The sequence below is a fragment of the Rhodococcus sp. MT28 genome (genome assembly GCF_058792695.1).
This window is the reverse complement of the sequence record NZ_JBXAFD010000008.1, coordinates 134,689-147,913: the sequence shown is the minus strand read 5'-3', so window position 1 is coordinate 147,913 and position 13,225 is coordinate 134,689. Positions and strand designations below refer to the sequence as shown.

The following is a 13,225-nucleotide window of genomic DNA, read 5'->3' as shown; positions in this document are numbered from 1 at the left end:
CTCACCACAGCGAAACCGGCGCGGTGCCCACCGGATACCAGCCCGGTAGCGGGTCGCCCGAGATCGATCGCTGGATCCGGCCCTGCATCCCCTTCGAGAGAGCGTTGTTGCCGATCATCTCCATGAACAGTGCCGACACGTTCCCGAAGTCGAAGAAGTCACGCTGCCACGACCATTGGAAATCCCCGCCGTAGCGGAACCAACTACCACCGATACCGTAGACGGAGTAGTTGCTACCGTCCTCACGCTTGGCATCGGAAATCTGCTTCCACAAGCCGATCACGTTTCCGCTACGGTCGTCGATCACAAAGTCTTGATACGGATACTCCCAGCCTTCGAGGCCCTTCATCTCGAGACCGAGCGCGACTTCGCGAATCTCCTCGCGCCCCACCGCCATGAAATCCTGCTTGGGGCCGTAGTTCCACCCGTACGTGGCGTCCTCGGTATACATGTCCGCCAACGGTTTCCAATCGCCGGCGGCTTCGGCCTTTTTGTTCGCCTCGATCCAGCGTTGGACCATCTCGTCGAGCTCTGCGCGGTCGAAACCCGTCATCTGAACTTCCTCCCTCGAGCACATGAATTCGCTGCAATCAATCGACAATTCTCAGGGCGCCGGTCGGGCAGTACCTGACCGCCATCTCGGCTTCACCGCGGAGCGACTCGGGTGGGTCCGAGTCCAGAAGACTGACCTTTCCCCGCTTCGGGACGACAAAGATCTCCGGTGCCTCCAGCTCACACGCCGCATGGCCTTGGCACAGGTCGAGGTCGACTTCGACGTGCATGATCACCCCTCACGCCCGGGACGTGTTCGGCGCCGGTACCTCACCGCGCACGGCTGCTGCAACTGGACGACCATCTTGCTGTGGTCGTTTCGGTAGGATTCCGACGGCTGCGCCATCTCGAACTCGAAGTCCCGCAGCAGGATCGAGAAGATCGCTTTGAGCTGCATCTGGGCGAACGCAGCGCCGACGCAGCGATGCCGGCCGGCTCCGAACGGAATCCACGTCCAGCGGTTGACGATGTCCTCTTGATTCGGGTCGATGTACCTCCCGGGATCGAAGGTGTCCGGCCGGGGAAAGTCCTCGGCGATTCGATTGGAGATCGCGGGTGTCGCGGCGACAAGATGGCCCTCTCGGATCTCGAAGCCGCCCACTTCGAAATCTCCACGTGCCACCCGCAACAGGATGATCAACGGCGGATGCAGTCGAAGGGTTTCCTTGACCACAGCCTCGAGAACCGGAATCTGGCGCAGGGCATGAAAACTGATGTCGGCGCCGTCGGAGTACAGATTGTCGAGTTCGTCGACGACGTCCGTCATGGTGTCGGGATGCCGCAACATCTCGATCAACGACCACGCTGCCGTGCCGGAAGTCGTGTGGTGGCCGGCGAACATCATCGAGATGAAGATGCCGGTGATCTCGTCGGCACTGAACCGGAGGTCGCCGTTCTCGTCCTTGACCGAGACCAACACGTCCAACATGTCGCGGTCATCCTTGCCCTGCGGAGGATTCGCGATGCGCCCGTTCATGATGTCCTGTACCAGAGCGACCAACGCCAACCGGGCCTCGTCGCGGCGGCGGAAACTCTCGATCGGCGCGTACGGATCCACGAAAGCCAATGCATCCGTTCCCTGTTCGAGCTCGTGATACAGCTTGGCGAAGCTATCATCCAGTTCGTCGCGGAACTTCTTGCCGATCAGGCACGCCGACGAGGTATAGATGGTCAGCTCGGCGAAGAAGTCGAGCAGATCGATCTCGCCTTCGTCTCCCCACTGCGCGACCATCGCCTCGACTTCGCGGCCGATCGTGGCGGCGTGCCCGCGCATCTGTTCGCCGCGCAGAGCCGAGTTGTGCAGCATCTCTTTACGCCGCTCCGGGCTGGCGTCGAAGACGACGCCTTCACCGAATATCGGCTTCATGAAGGGGTAAGCCGCTTGTTGGTCGAGATCCTCGTCGGTGGAGCGGAAGAAGAACTCGTTTGCCTCGGCTCCGGACAGCAAGATCACTGTGCGGTCGGCAAGTTGAAAGGCGCCGACGTCACCACATTCCTCACGCACCCGGCGCATGAGCGCTATCGGGTCGGTTCGCAGTTCCTCGAGATGCCCGTGCGGGAGATCCCCGCCGGACACCCGCGGCGGCTCTGGCAGTGTTCGCGACGTCTCTTGCACTCCGTGCGTCATGTCGTCTCCTGTGAGTTCGCAGTGGGAAGTTTGTCCAGTGGCGCCTCGGGCTGAACTTCGACGAGCACGATGTGTGCTCCTCGCGGCGCCGACACAACGGCGACGATGGCATTGGCGATGTCCGAGGCGCGCAGAAAGTAACCATGGCGGGCGAACCCCCACTTGCTCCACGATTCCCCGACCGGTCCGATGATCTCCGGCGTCGTGTCCATCCCCATGCCGGTCAGTGTCGGCCCGGGTCGCACGATCGACGCGCGAATGCCTGTTCCCTCGAGCTCCATTCGCATCTGACGCCCCATTGCCTCGAGCCCGGCCTTCGCTGCGTCGTACGCACCCATGAGTGGACGCTGGCGCTCGGCACAATCCGAGCCGATCAGTACGAAGTCACCGCGCTGTCGTTGCCTCATACCGGGGAGAACACGATGCGCCAATCGCTGCGCACCGACGAGGTGAACTTGGATCTGCCGTAGAAACGCCTCAGGATTCATCTCGTCCGCAGCCCCGAATTCGAGGTCTCCGGCACCGGAGACGACGATTTCCGCGGGGCCGTGGACTGCCTCTGCGGCCGAGACGAACCCGTCGACCGAATCACCGTCCGTGACGTCGAGGAAGTGGGCGAACGCTTCACCACCGTTGCTGCGGATCTTCTCGGCGATGGCTTCGCATTCGGCGACTCGACGCGCACCGAGTGCAACCGGATGCCCGAGTTCGGCCAGGGCATACGCGGTGGCTGTGCCGATTCCCGACGACGCACCACTGATCAGTGCCGGCCGGCGAACGGGATTGGGTTCGAAACGAGGCATCAGCGCACCTGCACTTTCACCGGCAGGGCCGCAAAGCCCCGGACATTTGTCGAATGAACACGCTCGATTCCGGACTCGACGACTTCGTAGTCGCTGACCCGACGCCCGAACTCCGCCAGGGCGATCTTGGCTTCGAGCTTGGCAAGGTGGGCACCGAGGCAGAAGTGCACGCCACCACCGAAACTCGCGAGTTTGCCCGACGAACTCCGGCCGATCTGGAAGCTGTCGGCATCGTCGAAGACGTCGGCGTCTCGGTTGGCCGATCCGATCAGGAGCAGGACCTTCTCCCCCGCCGGAATCGTGCGCCCGTGGTATTCGAGGTCGACAACCGAAGTCCGAGCCACGATCTGACTCGACGTGTCGTAGCGAAGAGTCTCTTCCACCCATTCCGAGGCTCGTTCGGGATCGTCGAGGACCGGTGCGATCTGCTCCCGGTGGTGCGAACCCCAGTACAGAGCGTTTCCGAGAAGCTTGGTCGTGGTCTCGTTTCCGGCCACGACCATCAGAAACATGAATCCGAGGATCTCCTGGTCCGAAAGCTTGTCTCCGTCGATCTCGGCGTCGAGCAAGGCCGAGGTCAGATCGTCCGTCCGCGATCGGCGACGCTGCGCGATCATCTCCTTGTAGTAGCCCATCAAACTGATCGAAGCCTCCACCGCAGGTTGCGGCACGTCGAGAACACCCGCCTCTCGATGCACCACCAGATCCGCCTTGCGCCGCAGTTCGGCTCGGTCGGGTTCGGGGACACCCATGAGTTCGGAGATGACGTCCATCGGCAGCTTTCCCGCCACCTCCGTAATCCAGTCGAACTCCCCCGCGCCCAGCGCGGGTATCAGATGTTGCTTCGTCAGTTCGAGTATCCGGCCGTCGAGCTCCGCAACACGCCGCGGTGTGAATCCGCGAGAAACCAACTGGCGCAACCGCATATGGCGGGGATCGTCCATAGCGAGAAACGACATCACATAATGCGCGTGTGGACCGTAGGCTGCGGGGTCGAGTGATACTCCGTTTGCGCTCGAGAGACGCTTGTTGTCCTTGAATCCGTCGACCACGTCCGCATATCGCGACAATGCCCAAAATCCCACGTCCGGATTGTGATACAACGGTGATTCTTCGCGCAGACGCTTGTACGTCGGATACGGATCGTCGTGAAAGTGGTAGTCGTACGGATTGAAGACCACCGGATCGATCAAAGCTTCTGTCATGATTTCTCCAGGATCAGTAGAGCTGAGGCCTCGAGGCGTCCAGCGATTTGCGCGTAGGTTCCGTAGCCGATCCCTGCCCGCAGAAGCGCCCCGGCATAAAGCATTTCGAGCGCTTCCAACACTTCGGGTTCGCCATTCGGATCCAACGCCGAGGCGAGTCGTTGATGGATCTCGAGCCCGATCCGGCCGCGAAGATGTTCCACTTCAGGGTCGGATCCGAGCAGTGCATTGGTCACGGCGGCCGATACCTCCGGTTCGTCCGCGAGAAGCAGCGCGATATTTCGAAGTACAGACAGCACGTGCGCGGTGCGATCCAACCCTGAGCCATCAGGCGCCGACGAGTTCTGAAGTCTTCGCCAGAAAACCTCTGCGACGAGATGCTCCTTGGACGCGAAATACGTGTAAGCGGTCGCAGTTCCCACGCCCGCTTCGGCCGCAACCGAACGGACAGTCAGCCCGGAAAACTCTTGTTTGCGTAGAACTTTCACTGTTGCTTCGGCAAGCCTGGCCACAGTTTCCGCCTGTTTGCCCGTGAGGCGCCTGCGAGTGGATTCGTAGACAATCGATCCCCCGCCACTTGAATCGCCCCGTTTGCTGGACACGTGTCTGGACGTTACTACAGCGTCCTGTCCAGGGCAACGAAATGGGGAAACTTGGAAAATTCACCACGAACAGGCAGCAGCGACGCGAAAAGTTCTACTACAGACCGATCTTCATCCCGGCACCAGCGTCCACGCGCAGTTGCTGGCCGGTGACGAATCGCGACTCGTCCGAGGACAGGTACACGACTGCATGCGAGATGTCCGCGGGTTCGACCCACGGGATCGGCATCGCCTGCATGAACGGGAACGTCACAGCCGCATCCTCGGCGGTCGGATTCTCGAGGTCGGGACGGAACGTCCGGTACATCGGCATGCTCTGCAACATGTCGGTGTTCACATTGGTCGGATGAATCGCGTTGACGCGAATGGAACTCGGCCCGAGGGTCAGCGCCAACGAACTGGTGTAGGCCTGAATCAGCTTCTTGGCCAACCCGTATCCGTCGCCACCCGGACCCTGGAGCGCCTGTTGCCCGTTGAATCCGGTCTGCGGCACCAAACCGGCAACAGAGCCGATCGCGATGATCGAACCCCCTTCGCCGAGGTATTCCATCGACGCGTGCACTGTATTGACGACACCGAGAAAGTTCACATCGAAGGCGTCGACGAAACCGGCGGTCGACACGTGTTTGCCCAGCGGACAGATACCGGCGTTCGCCACGACGACATGCAATCCGCCCAACTGCCCTACCGCCTCGGCAAGTGCTGTTTCAAGTCCGGCGCGATCACGGACGTCGACACGCGCCGTCACCACCTGCTGCCCGGCCTCTTTCACCAGGCGAGCGGTTTCCTCCAGATCGGCTGGACTGGCGAGCGGGTATTCGTTGCTGGCGATGTCTGCGCACAGATCGAAGGCGATGATGTGCGCGCCCTCCCGCGCGAGACGGACGGCGTGACTGCGCCCCTGACCTCGAGCAGCGCCGGTCACCAACACCACTTTTCCGTCAACTCTGTTCATTTCGACCTCTCTCCTGTGGATGTGAAGACGTGGTTGTGAATGTGCGGTGAACCGTAGCGGCGCCGCACCGGACACGAGGCGCTTTTCGTCGAAGCAGATCCGAGACCCTCTCGAGACCGCTGGGCTCTCGAAATCTCTTATGCCCCAAAAACCATTGCCTCAACCACAAGTGTGAACTAGAGTCCAGACACATGTCCAGAAAGAGAGGGTTTGCGCTATGACGCTTCGACCCGCAGACAGTTCTGCACTTCTCGTCGACGGAAAACTGGTTCCCGGATCCGGCGGGACCTTCGAAGTTTTCAACCCGGCGACCGAGGAACTGATCGGCCGTGCGGCCGAAGGCACCGCCGCGGACATGGACGCGGCCATCGCCGCTGCGCGCCGTGCGTTCGACGACACCGAATGGGCACGCGATCAAGGGTTTCGCGCTCGCTGCCTGCGCCAACTGTGCGATGCACTCCAGTCCCACATCGAGGAGTTGCGTGAGATCACCGTCGCCGAGGTCGGCGCACCGGTCATGCTGACGAGCGGTCCGCAACTCGAAGGCCCGATCGAAGATCTTCGCTACTGGGCCGATCTGATCGAAACCTATTCGTGGGAACAAGATCTCGGGCACGCGTCTCCCATGGGGATTCCGACCCATCGCCGACTGCTCAAGGAAGCCGTCGGCGTCGTCGGCGCAATCACACCGTGGAACTTTCCGCACCAGATCAATTTCGCCAAGCTCGGTCCCGCCCTCGCAGCCGGCAACACCATCGTTCTCAAACCCGCGCCGGACACGCCCTGGTGCGCCGCGCTGGTCGCCAAGGTGATTGCAGAAGAAACCGAGATCCCGGCCGGCGTAGTCAACGTCGTGACGTCGACGGATCACTCCCTAGGCGCGCAGCTGTGCAGCGATCCGCGCGTCGATCTCGTGTCCTTCACCGGTTCCACCGCCACCGGACGCACAGTGATGGCCACGGCCGCGCAAACTCTCAAGAAGGTCTTCCTCGAACTCGGGGGTAAGTCCGCATTCATCGTCCTCGACGATGCGGACATCAAAGGTGCATGCTCGGTTGCCGCGTTCTCCGTCTGCGTTCATGCCGGTCAGGGATGCGCGCTCAGTACCAGACTTCTGGTGCCGCGCGCTCGGTACGACGATGCTCTGGCCGCGGCATCTGCCGCGATGGCGGGTATCCGAGCCGGCGACCCCAGCGCGCGCGGAACGGTGTGTGGCCCGGTCATCTCGGCGCTCCAGCGCGCCAGGGTGGAGAGCTACCTCGCCCTCGCGGTCGAAGAGGGCGGCACGATCGTGACGGGTGGGGGCCGTCCCGACGATCGCGAGAGGGGTTTCTTCGTCGAACCCACTCTCATTGCCGGGCTGGACAACTCGTCTCGCGTAGCGCAGGAGGAGATTTTCGGGCCCGTCCTCGTGATCCTTCCGTACGACAACGACGACGACGCTATCCGGATTGCCAACGATTCCCCATACGGCCTGTCCGGGTCGGTGTGGGGCACCGATCCCGATCGCGTCGCGCACGTCGTTGCCGGTGTCAGAACCGGAACGCTGAGCGTCAACGGCGGCGTCTGGTATTCGGCCGACGCACCGTTCGGCGGCTACAAACAATCCGGGATCGGCCGCGAAATGGGCCTCGCGGGTTTCGAGGAATACCTCGAAACCAAGCTCGTCGCTTCACCTTCCTGACATTCCACACCCTCACCCCACACCCTCACCACAGAATGATCACCACGAAAGTAGGTCGACATGGGACGTTTCGACGGTCGCACCGCGATAGTCACCGGAGCAGCGCAGGGTATCGGAGAGGCGTATGCCCGCGCTCTGGCCGCGGAGGGGGCCAACGTGGTCGTGGCGGACCTCAATCGCGAACTCGGTGAAGCAGTCGCCAAGCAGATCAACGCGGACGGCGGAAATGCCGTGTTCAAGGACGTCGACGTCGCCGACGGGGAGTCGACTGCGGCACTCGCCGACTTCACGATCGAGCAGTTCGGCAGCATCGAGCACCTGGTGAACAACGCTGCCATCTACGGCGGAATGAAGATCGATTCCCTGTTGACGGTGGACTGGGACTACTACCGAAAGTTCATGAGCGTCAACATGGACGGCGCATTGCACGTGTGCCGGGCGGTCGTACCTCACATGCGAGCGAAGGGCGGTTCGATCGTCAACCAATCCTCCACAGCAGCCTGGCTGTACTCGAATTACTACGGACTCGCGAAGGCCGGCGTCAACAGCCTGACACAACAACTCGCGACCGAACTCGGCTGGTCGAACATCCGGATCAACGCCATCGCTCCCGGTCCCATCGACACGGAGGCGACTCGAACCGTCACCCCCGGCAACATCGTCAAGGACATGGTGAAGCGAATCCCGTTGCAGCGCATGGGAACGCCGGAGGATCTCGTCGGCATGTGCCTGTTCCTTCTCTCCGACGACGCAGGCTGGGTGACCGGGCAGATCTTCAACGTCGACGGAGGCCAGGTGTACCGGTCATGACGCAATCGGCGCCGAAAGCCAGCGCTTCGAAAACCAGACTGGGATACATCGGCCTAGGCAACATGGGCGCGCCGATGGCGCAGCGCCTCCTGGACTGGCCGGGCGGACTGGTGGTGTGTGATGCCCGCGCAGAAGCGCTCGAACCGTTCACCACTGCGGGCGCGAGCGCAGCATCGAAGCCCGCCGACGTTGCAGCGCAGGCGAGCATCATCTCCGTCACGGTGCTCGACGACGCGCAGGTACGCGAGGTTGTGTGCGGGCCGCACGGGATTCTGTCGACCGCACAGCCAGGCACTGTCGTCGCGATTCACTCCACTGTCTCGGACACCACGGCGGTGGAACTCGCTGACATCTGTCAACAGCGTGGTGTTCTGCTGGTCGACGCGCCGATCAGTGGCGGTGCCGGCGGCGCAGCGCAGGGCAGGCTGGCAGTGATGATCGGCGGCTCCGACGAGGCGTTCGAAGCCGTCCGCGAGCCCTTCGGATCCTGGGCCGAGCTGGTGGTTCACGCCGGTGACGTCGGCGCTGGAACGCGAATGAAGCTCGCACGCAACCTTCTTCACTTCGTCTCGTTCACCGCCACGACCGAGGCCGCGCGACTCGCCGAAGCAGCAGGACTCGATCTCCGCACGCTCGGAAAGGTCGTCAGGCACACCGATGCGATCACTGGTGGCGCGGGCGCGATCATGCTCCGCGACACCACCGCACCGGTCTCGGAGGACGACCCGTGGTTCTCGATACTGCGGCATGTTCGCAATCTCGGGGAGAAGGACTTGGCCTTGGCCATCGACCTCGGTGATCGGCTGAATCTCGACCTGCCGCTCGCGCACCTTGCGCTCGCCGGACTCGGTGCCGGTCTGGGCGTCGGGAATGACAGCGAAGACAGGCCGGCCGAACCTTCAACGGCATCTACTACTCGGGAGCACGCATGAGCGACACCACTCACATGACCGATGCCGGTGGAACCGACGAAAGCCGCATCTCCGAGGCCCGTGCTCGTGGCGTCGCGAAGATGAACGAGGTGTACGGCTGGGAGCTTCCCGCCGACGTTCCCGGCGACTTCTTCGCGGTCACCGCCGACCACCTCTTTGCCGACATCTGGACGCGACCGGGACTGTCGGTACGTGATCGACGACTACTCCTGATCGGTGCCATCACCGCCCAGGGGCAGAACGATGTGGCGAAGATCCAGATCAACGCTGCTCTCCACAACGAGGAGTTGACCGAGCAGCAGTTCGAAGAGGCCGCAATCTTCCTGTGCCACTACGTCGGCTGGCCGCTGGCCACCGGGCTCAACAATGCGCTGATCGCCGTGAAGGCCGACAGACGTAAGGCCGCGCGCGCCAAGGAGAAGGCCGCGGCCGATTCCGCGAAAACGGACACCGACTGACTTTCGGTCGAGATACTGCCATCAGGGCATCGATCACACCCACCGATTCCCCCACCAACCAACCAGAAGAACGAAGGATCCGAATCCATGGCCGAGGCCAGCTCAATCCGTCCGCAGTCCTCCGAAAACATCGAGCAGTGGCACTTCGAGGCTGACGTCGTCGTCGCCGGCTACGGCATTGCCGGAGTGAGTGCTTCGATCGAGGCCGCGCGAGCGGGCGCCGACGTGTTGGTGCTCGAGCGCACGAGCGGCTGGGGCGGCGCTGCGGCGCTGGCAGGCGGATTCATCTATCTGGGCGGCGGGACCCCGTTGCAGCAGGCACTCGGGTTCGAGGACTCCCCCGCCAACATGAAATCGTTCATGATGGCCGCACTCGGTCCCGGCGCCGACGAGGAGAAGATCACCGACTACTGCGAAGGCAGCGTCGAGCACTACAACTGGCTCGTCGACAACGGTGTGCCGTTCAAGAAGAGTTTCTACGGCCAACCCGGCTGGGAAACACCCTTCGACGACGGACTCATGTATTCCGGCGGCGAGAACTCGGCACCGTTCAACACGATCGCGACACCGGCCCCTCGCGGGCACGTTCCACAGATGAGCGGCAAGCGCACCGGGGAGAAGGGCGGTGGTTTCATGTTGATGAAGCCACTGATCGAGACGGCCGAAAGCCTCGGCGTACGAGCAGAATACGACATGCGAGTCCAGCGCCTGGTCGTCGACGGAGATCGAGTGGTCGGCATCATCGCCAAGCAGTACGGCAAGGAAGTGGCAGTTCGAGCACGCACGGGTGTCGTTCTGGCGACGGGAAGCTTCGCCTACAACGAAGCGATGATCCAGTCGTACGCCCCACGGCTGATCGGGCGCCCCGGTGCGGCTATCGAAGAGCACGACGGAAAGTCCATCCAGATGGCGCAGGCTCTCGGGGCCGACCTCGCGCACATGGACGCCACCGAGGTCGCATTCTTCGGCGACCCCCAGTTGATGATCCGCGGCATTCTCGTCAACGGACGCGGCCAGCGCTACGTCAACGAGGACACGTACCCGGGAAGAATCGGCCAGGAGACGCTGCTGCGCAACGAGAATCAGGCCTACCTGATCATCGACGAAGCTTCCTACGAAGAGGGCTGCGCCGCCGACAGTTCCACACCGTTCTTCAGATTCCAGCCCAAGTGGGTGGCCGAGACCGTCGAGGAACTCGAATCCGACATGGGTCTGCCGGAAGGCACCCTCCAGTCGACCGTCGAGGTCTACAACCGCCACGCCGCCCGTGGTGAGGACCCGGTACTGGGAAAGAAGAAGGAGTGGGTCAAGCCGATCGGCTCACCCGTCGCTGCGCTCGATCTTCGCAATTTCACCGCCGGATTCACGCTCGGCGGTCTGCGCACGTCGATCAACTCGGAGGTCATCCACGTCTCCGGCGAACCGATCCCGGGTTTGTTTGCCGCTGGACGCTGCACCGCCGGCGTCTGCGCCGGTGGATACGCCTCCGGAACGTCCCTCGGTGACGGCAGCTTCTACGGGCGACGCGCCGGAGTCAGCGCTGCCAAGGGCTGAGCGTCTCTTCTCAGATGTCAGCGTCCTCGCTGCGACGTTCGAGGAACAACGTGTCACGCCACCGCCCACCCAGTTGAGCGATACGCGACCGAGTGCCGACGACTCGGAATCCGACGGCCTGATGCAAGGCGACGCTTGCCCGGTTCTCCGGGAAAATCGACGACTGCACTGTCCAGATCTCACTGGCGTCGGCGGCTTGCACCTGTCGGCGAAGCAGCAGCTTGCCCACGCCGCGCCCGCGAGCGCCGCTACCGATGTAGATGGAGTTCTCGGCGACCCCGCGGTAGCAATCACGCGAGGACACCGGGCTGAGGCTCGCCCAGCCTTCGACGCGGCCGTCGATCTCGGCCACCCATCGATGATCGGGTAACCATTGCGCGTCGAGCTTCTCGGCGGATGGCACCGAGGTGGTGAACGTCGCGGTTCCGGTGTCGATTCCTTCGCGGTAGATCGAGCGGACGGCATCCCAGTCGCCGGATTCCATGCGGCGCACCACCACGTCATCGGGAAGAACTCCCAGTGTGTCTTCGACCGGACCACGAGCAGCCACGACGGCGGCCGCTGCCATCAGATCGGAGTATGCCGTTCCGGCAACACTGACAACCGAAGTGCCTTCACGCACCGAAGCCTCGACAAAACCGACCTCGATCAAGGCCTCGAGGTGAGCACTCAACGCCGACGGCTCGAGTGATGCGGCGTGTGCAATCGTCTCGACGTCGATCGGACCGCCGGCAGCAAGTCGAAGCACTCGCAGCCGCGTCGGATCACCCAGGCACGCAAACCTGCGCGCAAGTACGTCGGTGTCGAGGGGAGCGAGTGTTTCTGAACTCATGAGGCGACTATAACGCCGCTGACCTGCAGTTCGGTCGGCTAGGTTCGGCAAGAGTGTCCCGGAGTGAGAAACAACTCAGCCACCGACCCCAGGGTTCGCCGGCTAACGCGCACCGATCGACGCGGCAATCATCGACCACGAGTTGTGAAGATCGTCCTGCCAGTAACCCCAAGAGTGAGTGCCAGTTGCCCGGAAATCATAGGTGGCCGGGATGCCCAAGGAGTCGAGCCGCTCGGCCAAACGCTGGGTGCACTGGTTCGTCCCGGCCTCGATGACTCCACCCACGATCACCTGGTTCGCCAGAACGCCGAGGTCGCCGTTGACCATCGGTCCGCCCAGATTCTCGTGTGGGCCGGGCAGGCCCGATCCATTGCTGATGTAGAGGTCGACCCCCCGCAATCTCTCGGCATTGACCACAGGATCGTTGGCTACCCAGCCCGGACCGCCGGGAGGACCCCACATGTTGTCCACGTTGCCGCCGCGGAATCCGACCACGAATCTCACGTAGTCCTGACCGGGTTGAGTACTCGTCTCGGCACACCCGCTGAAAGCACCGACGGCACGGTAAACGGATGGCGCCGCCTCGGCCAGGCTCAGAACCGAGGTACCTGCCATCGACAATCCGGCAACGGCATTCGTACCCGTAGTCCCGAGCGTGGCATCGACGATCGGTGGCAACTCCTGGGTGAGAAATGTGGTCCACTTGTTCAGTCCGAGAACAGGATCGGGCTTCTCCCAGTCGGTGTAGTAGCTGTAGGCACCGCCGATCGGGTTGACGACGTTGACGTTCTTGTCGCCGAAGAAGTCGACGACGTCTGTCCGTGTCTGCCACGTCGCCGTGTCCTCGCCTCCGCCGGCCCCATTGAGTAGATAGAGGGTCGGCCGGGGCGCACTTGTGTCTGCCGGCCGAATCACCTCGAGCGGAATCACCTTGTCCATCGCAGCCGAGTAGACGTACATAGTCAGCTGACGGGCGTTGATCTCCTCGACGTGATCGAGAGCTGAACCGCCTGAAGGGGATGTCGGGGCCGGGTCAGCCGAGGCCAACGCTGCTTCGCCGAACAGTCCCGTCCACGCGACGAGGGCGACGACAAGCATTGCCCGAGTACGTCCGATTCTTCTCATTGCCGCTCCTCGTGCTCGATTGCGGTGCCCGGCAACAGCTCGGTGGCGCTCGCTTCGCGGGCGTGCGGCTTGGTGGCTTGAAGTTG

14 protein-coding genes are annotated in these 13,225 nt (G+C 62.7%); 5 read left to right on the top strand and 9 right to left on the bottom strand.

From position 1 onward, the window contains the following. Position 1: 1 nt before the first annotated feature. The 7 genes from AC1Q6C_RS26635 to AC1Q6C_RS26605 form a co-directional block, all read right to left on the bottom strand. Positions 2-553: a Cif family virulence factor gene (locus tag AC1Q6C_RS26635; protein ID WP_007728648.1), complete on the bottom strand. Its 552-nt coding sequence runs from the start codon at positions 551-553 to the stop codon at positions 2-4. Positions 554-590: 37 nt separating this feature from the next. Next, positions 591-782 carry a ferredoxin gene (locus AC1Q6C_RS26630; protein WP_020907945.1) on the bottom strand — a complete coding sequence of 64 codons (192 nt, stop codon included), beginning with the start codon at positions 780-782 and terminating at the stop codon, positions 591-593. Between the two features lie 2 nt (positions 783-784). After that, complete coding sequence (locus tag AC1Q6C_RS26625; protein ID WP_007728646.1) at positions 785-2,179, bottom strand: cytochrome P450; 1,395 nt, start codon at positions 2,177-2,179, stop codon at positions 785-787. After that, entirely contained in the window at positions 2,176-2,982 is an 807-nt protein-coding gene (locus AC1Q6C_RS26620) for an SDR family oxidoreductase (RefSeq protein ID WP_003944110.1), read from the bottom strand. The genes AC1Q6C_RS26625 and AC1Q6C_RS26620 overlap by 4 nt, the downstream gene beginning before the upstream one ends. Then, positions 2,982-4,187, bottom strand: a complete 1,206-nt coding sequence (locus AC1Q6C_RS26615) for a cytochrome P450 (protein ID WP_003944019.1) — start codon at positions 4,185-4,187, stop codon at positions 2,982-2,984. Before AC1Q6C_RS26615 ends, AC1Q6C_RS26620 begins: the two co-directional genes overlap by 1 nt. After that, positions 4,184-4,750: a TetR/AcrR family transcriptional regulator gene (locus tag AC1Q6C_RS26610; protein WP_024487471.1), complete on the bottom strand. Its 567-nt coding sequence runs from the start codon at positions 4,748-4,750 to the stop codon at positions 4,184-4,186. The genes AC1Q6C_RS26615 and AC1Q6C_RS26610 overlap by 4 nt, the downstream gene beginning before the upstream one ends. Before the next feature lie 136 nt (positions 4,751-4,886). Continuing rightward, positions 4,887-5,744: a mycofactocin-coupled SDR family oxidoreductase gene (locus AC1Q6C_RS26605; protein ID WP_065454976.1), complete on the bottom strand. Its 858-nt coding sequence runs from the start codon at positions 5,742-5,744 to the stop codon at positions 4,887-4,889. A 217-nt stretch (positions 5,745-5,961) separates the two neighbouring features. Here AC1Q6C_RS26605 and AC1Q6C_RS26600 point away from each other — a divergent pair, with 217 nt between their 5' ends. The 5 genes from AC1Q6C_RS26600 (at position 5,962) to AC1Q6C_RS26580 (ending at position 11,182) form a co-directional block, all read left to right on the top strand. Next, positions 5,962-7,428 (top strand): aldehyde dehydrogenase, encoded by a 1,467-nt coding sequence (locus AC1Q6C_RS26600; protein ID WP_230358744.1) that lies wholly within the window; start codon positions 5,962-5,964, stop codon positions 7,426-7,428. A 60-nt stretch (positions 7,429-7,488) separates the two neighbouring features. Further along, on the top strand, positions 7,489-8,238 hold the full coding sequence (locus AC1Q6C_RS26595; protein ID WP_063316099.1) for an SDR family oxidoreductase: 750 nt from the start codon (positions 7,489-7,491) through the stop codon (positions 8,236-8,238). After that, entirely contained in the window at positions 8,235-9,170 is a 936-nt protein-coding gene (locus tag AC1Q6C_RS26590; RefSeq protein WP_230358745.1) for an NAD(P)-dependent oxidoreductase, read from the top strand. Before AC1Q6C_RS26595 ends, AC1Q6C_RS26590 begins: the two co-directional genes overlap by 4 nt. Further along, positions 9,167-9,628: a carboxymuconolactone decarboxylase family protein gene (locus tag AC1Q6C_RS26585; protein ID WP_080712754.1), complete on the top strand. Its 462-nt coding sequence runs from the start codon at positions 9,167-9,169 to the stop codon at positions 9,626-9,628. The genes AC1Q6C_RS26590 and AC1Q6C_RS26585 overlap by 4 nt, the downstream gene beginning before the upstream one ends. An 87-nt stretch (positions 9,629-9,715) precedes the next feature. Beyond that, positions 9,716-11,182 carry an FAD-dependent oxidoreductase gene (locus tag AC1Q6C_RS26580; RefSeq protein WP_230358746.1) on the top strand — a complete coding sequence of 489 codons (1,467 nt, stop codon included), beginning with the start codon at positions 9,716-9,718 and terminating at the stop codon, positions 11,180-11,182. A gap of 10 nt (positions 11,183-11,192) precedes the next feature. Here AC1Q6C_RS26580 and AC1Q6C_RS26575 read toward each other — a convergent pair whose 3' ends face one another. Beyond that, on the bottom strand, positions 11,193-12,014 hold the full coding sequence (locus tag AC1Q6C_RS26575; RefSeq protein ID WP_030536776.1) for a helix-turn-helix domain-containing GNAT family N-acetyltransferase: 822 nt from the start codon (positions 12,012-12,014) through the stop codon (positions 11,193-11,195). 102 nt (positions 12,015-12,116) lie between these two features. After that, positions 12,117-13,139, bottom strand: coding sequence for an alpha/beta hydrolase (locus tag AC1Q6C_RS26570; RefSeq protein WP_003944025.1), 1,023 nt, complete (start codon positions 13,137-13,139; stop codon positions 12,117-12,119). Between the last annotated feature and the right edge of the window lie 86 nt (positions 13,140-13,225).

Excerpts from the sequence above, each read along its gene's own strand:
- AC1Q6C_RS26570 (WP_003944025.1), bottom strand. The coding sequence starts at position 13,139 with ATGAGAAGAATCGGACGTACTCGGGCAATGCTTGTCGTCGCCCTCGTC.
- AC1Q6C_RS26620 (WP_003944110.1), bottom strand. The coding sequence starts at position 2,982 with ATGCCTCGTTTCGAACCCAATCCCGTTCGCCGGCCGGCACTGATCAGT.
- AC1Q6C_RS26580 (WP_230358746.1), top strand. The coding sequence starts at position 9,716 with ATGGCCGAGGCCAGCTCAATCCGTCCGCAGTCCTCCGAAAACATCGAG.
- AC1Q6C_RS26575 (WP_030536776.1), bottom strand. The coding sequence starts at position 12,014 with ATGAGTTCAGAAACACTCGCTCCCCTCGACACCGACGTACTTGCGCGC.
- AC1Q6C_RS26615 (WP_003944019.1), bottom strand. The coding sequence starts at position 4,187 with ATGACAGAAGCTTTGATCGATCCGGTGGTCTTCAATCCGTACGACTAC.
- AC1Q6C_RS26585 (WP_080712754.1), top strand. The coding sequence starts at position 9,167 with ATGAGCGACACCACTCACATGACCGATGCCGGTGGAACCGACGAAAGC.
- AC1Q6C_RS26625 (WP_007728646.1), bottom strand. The coding sequence starts at position 2,179 with ATGACGCACGGAGTGCAAGAGACGTCGCGAACACTGCCAGAGCCGCCG.
- AC1Q6C_RS26590 (WP_230358745.1), top strand. The coding sequence starts at position 8,235 with ATGACGCAATCGGCGCCGAAAGCCAGCGCTTCGAAAACCAGACTGGGA.
- AC1Q6C_RS26635 (WP_007728648.1), bottom strand. The coding sequence starts at position 553 with ATGACGGGTTTCGACCGCGCAGAGCTCGACGAGATGGTCCAACGCTGG.
- AC1Q6C_RS26630 (WP_020907945.1), bottom strand. The coding sequence starts at position 782 with ATGCACGTCGAAGTCGACCTCGACCTGTGCCAAGGCCATGCGGCGTGT.
- AC1Q6C_RS26595 (WP_063316099.1), top strand. The coding sequence starts at position 7,489 with ATGGGACGTTTCGACGGTCGCACCGCGATAGTCACCGGAGCAGCGCAG.
- AC1Q6C_RS26600 (WP_230358744.1), top strand. The coding sequence starts at position 5,962 with ATGACGCTTCGACCCGCAGACAGTTCTGCACTTCTCGTCGACGGAAAA.
- AC1Q6C_RS26605 (WP_065454976.1), bottom strand. The coding sequence starts at position 5,744 with ATGAACAGAGTTGACGGAAAAGTGGTGTTGGTGACCGGCGCTGCTCGA.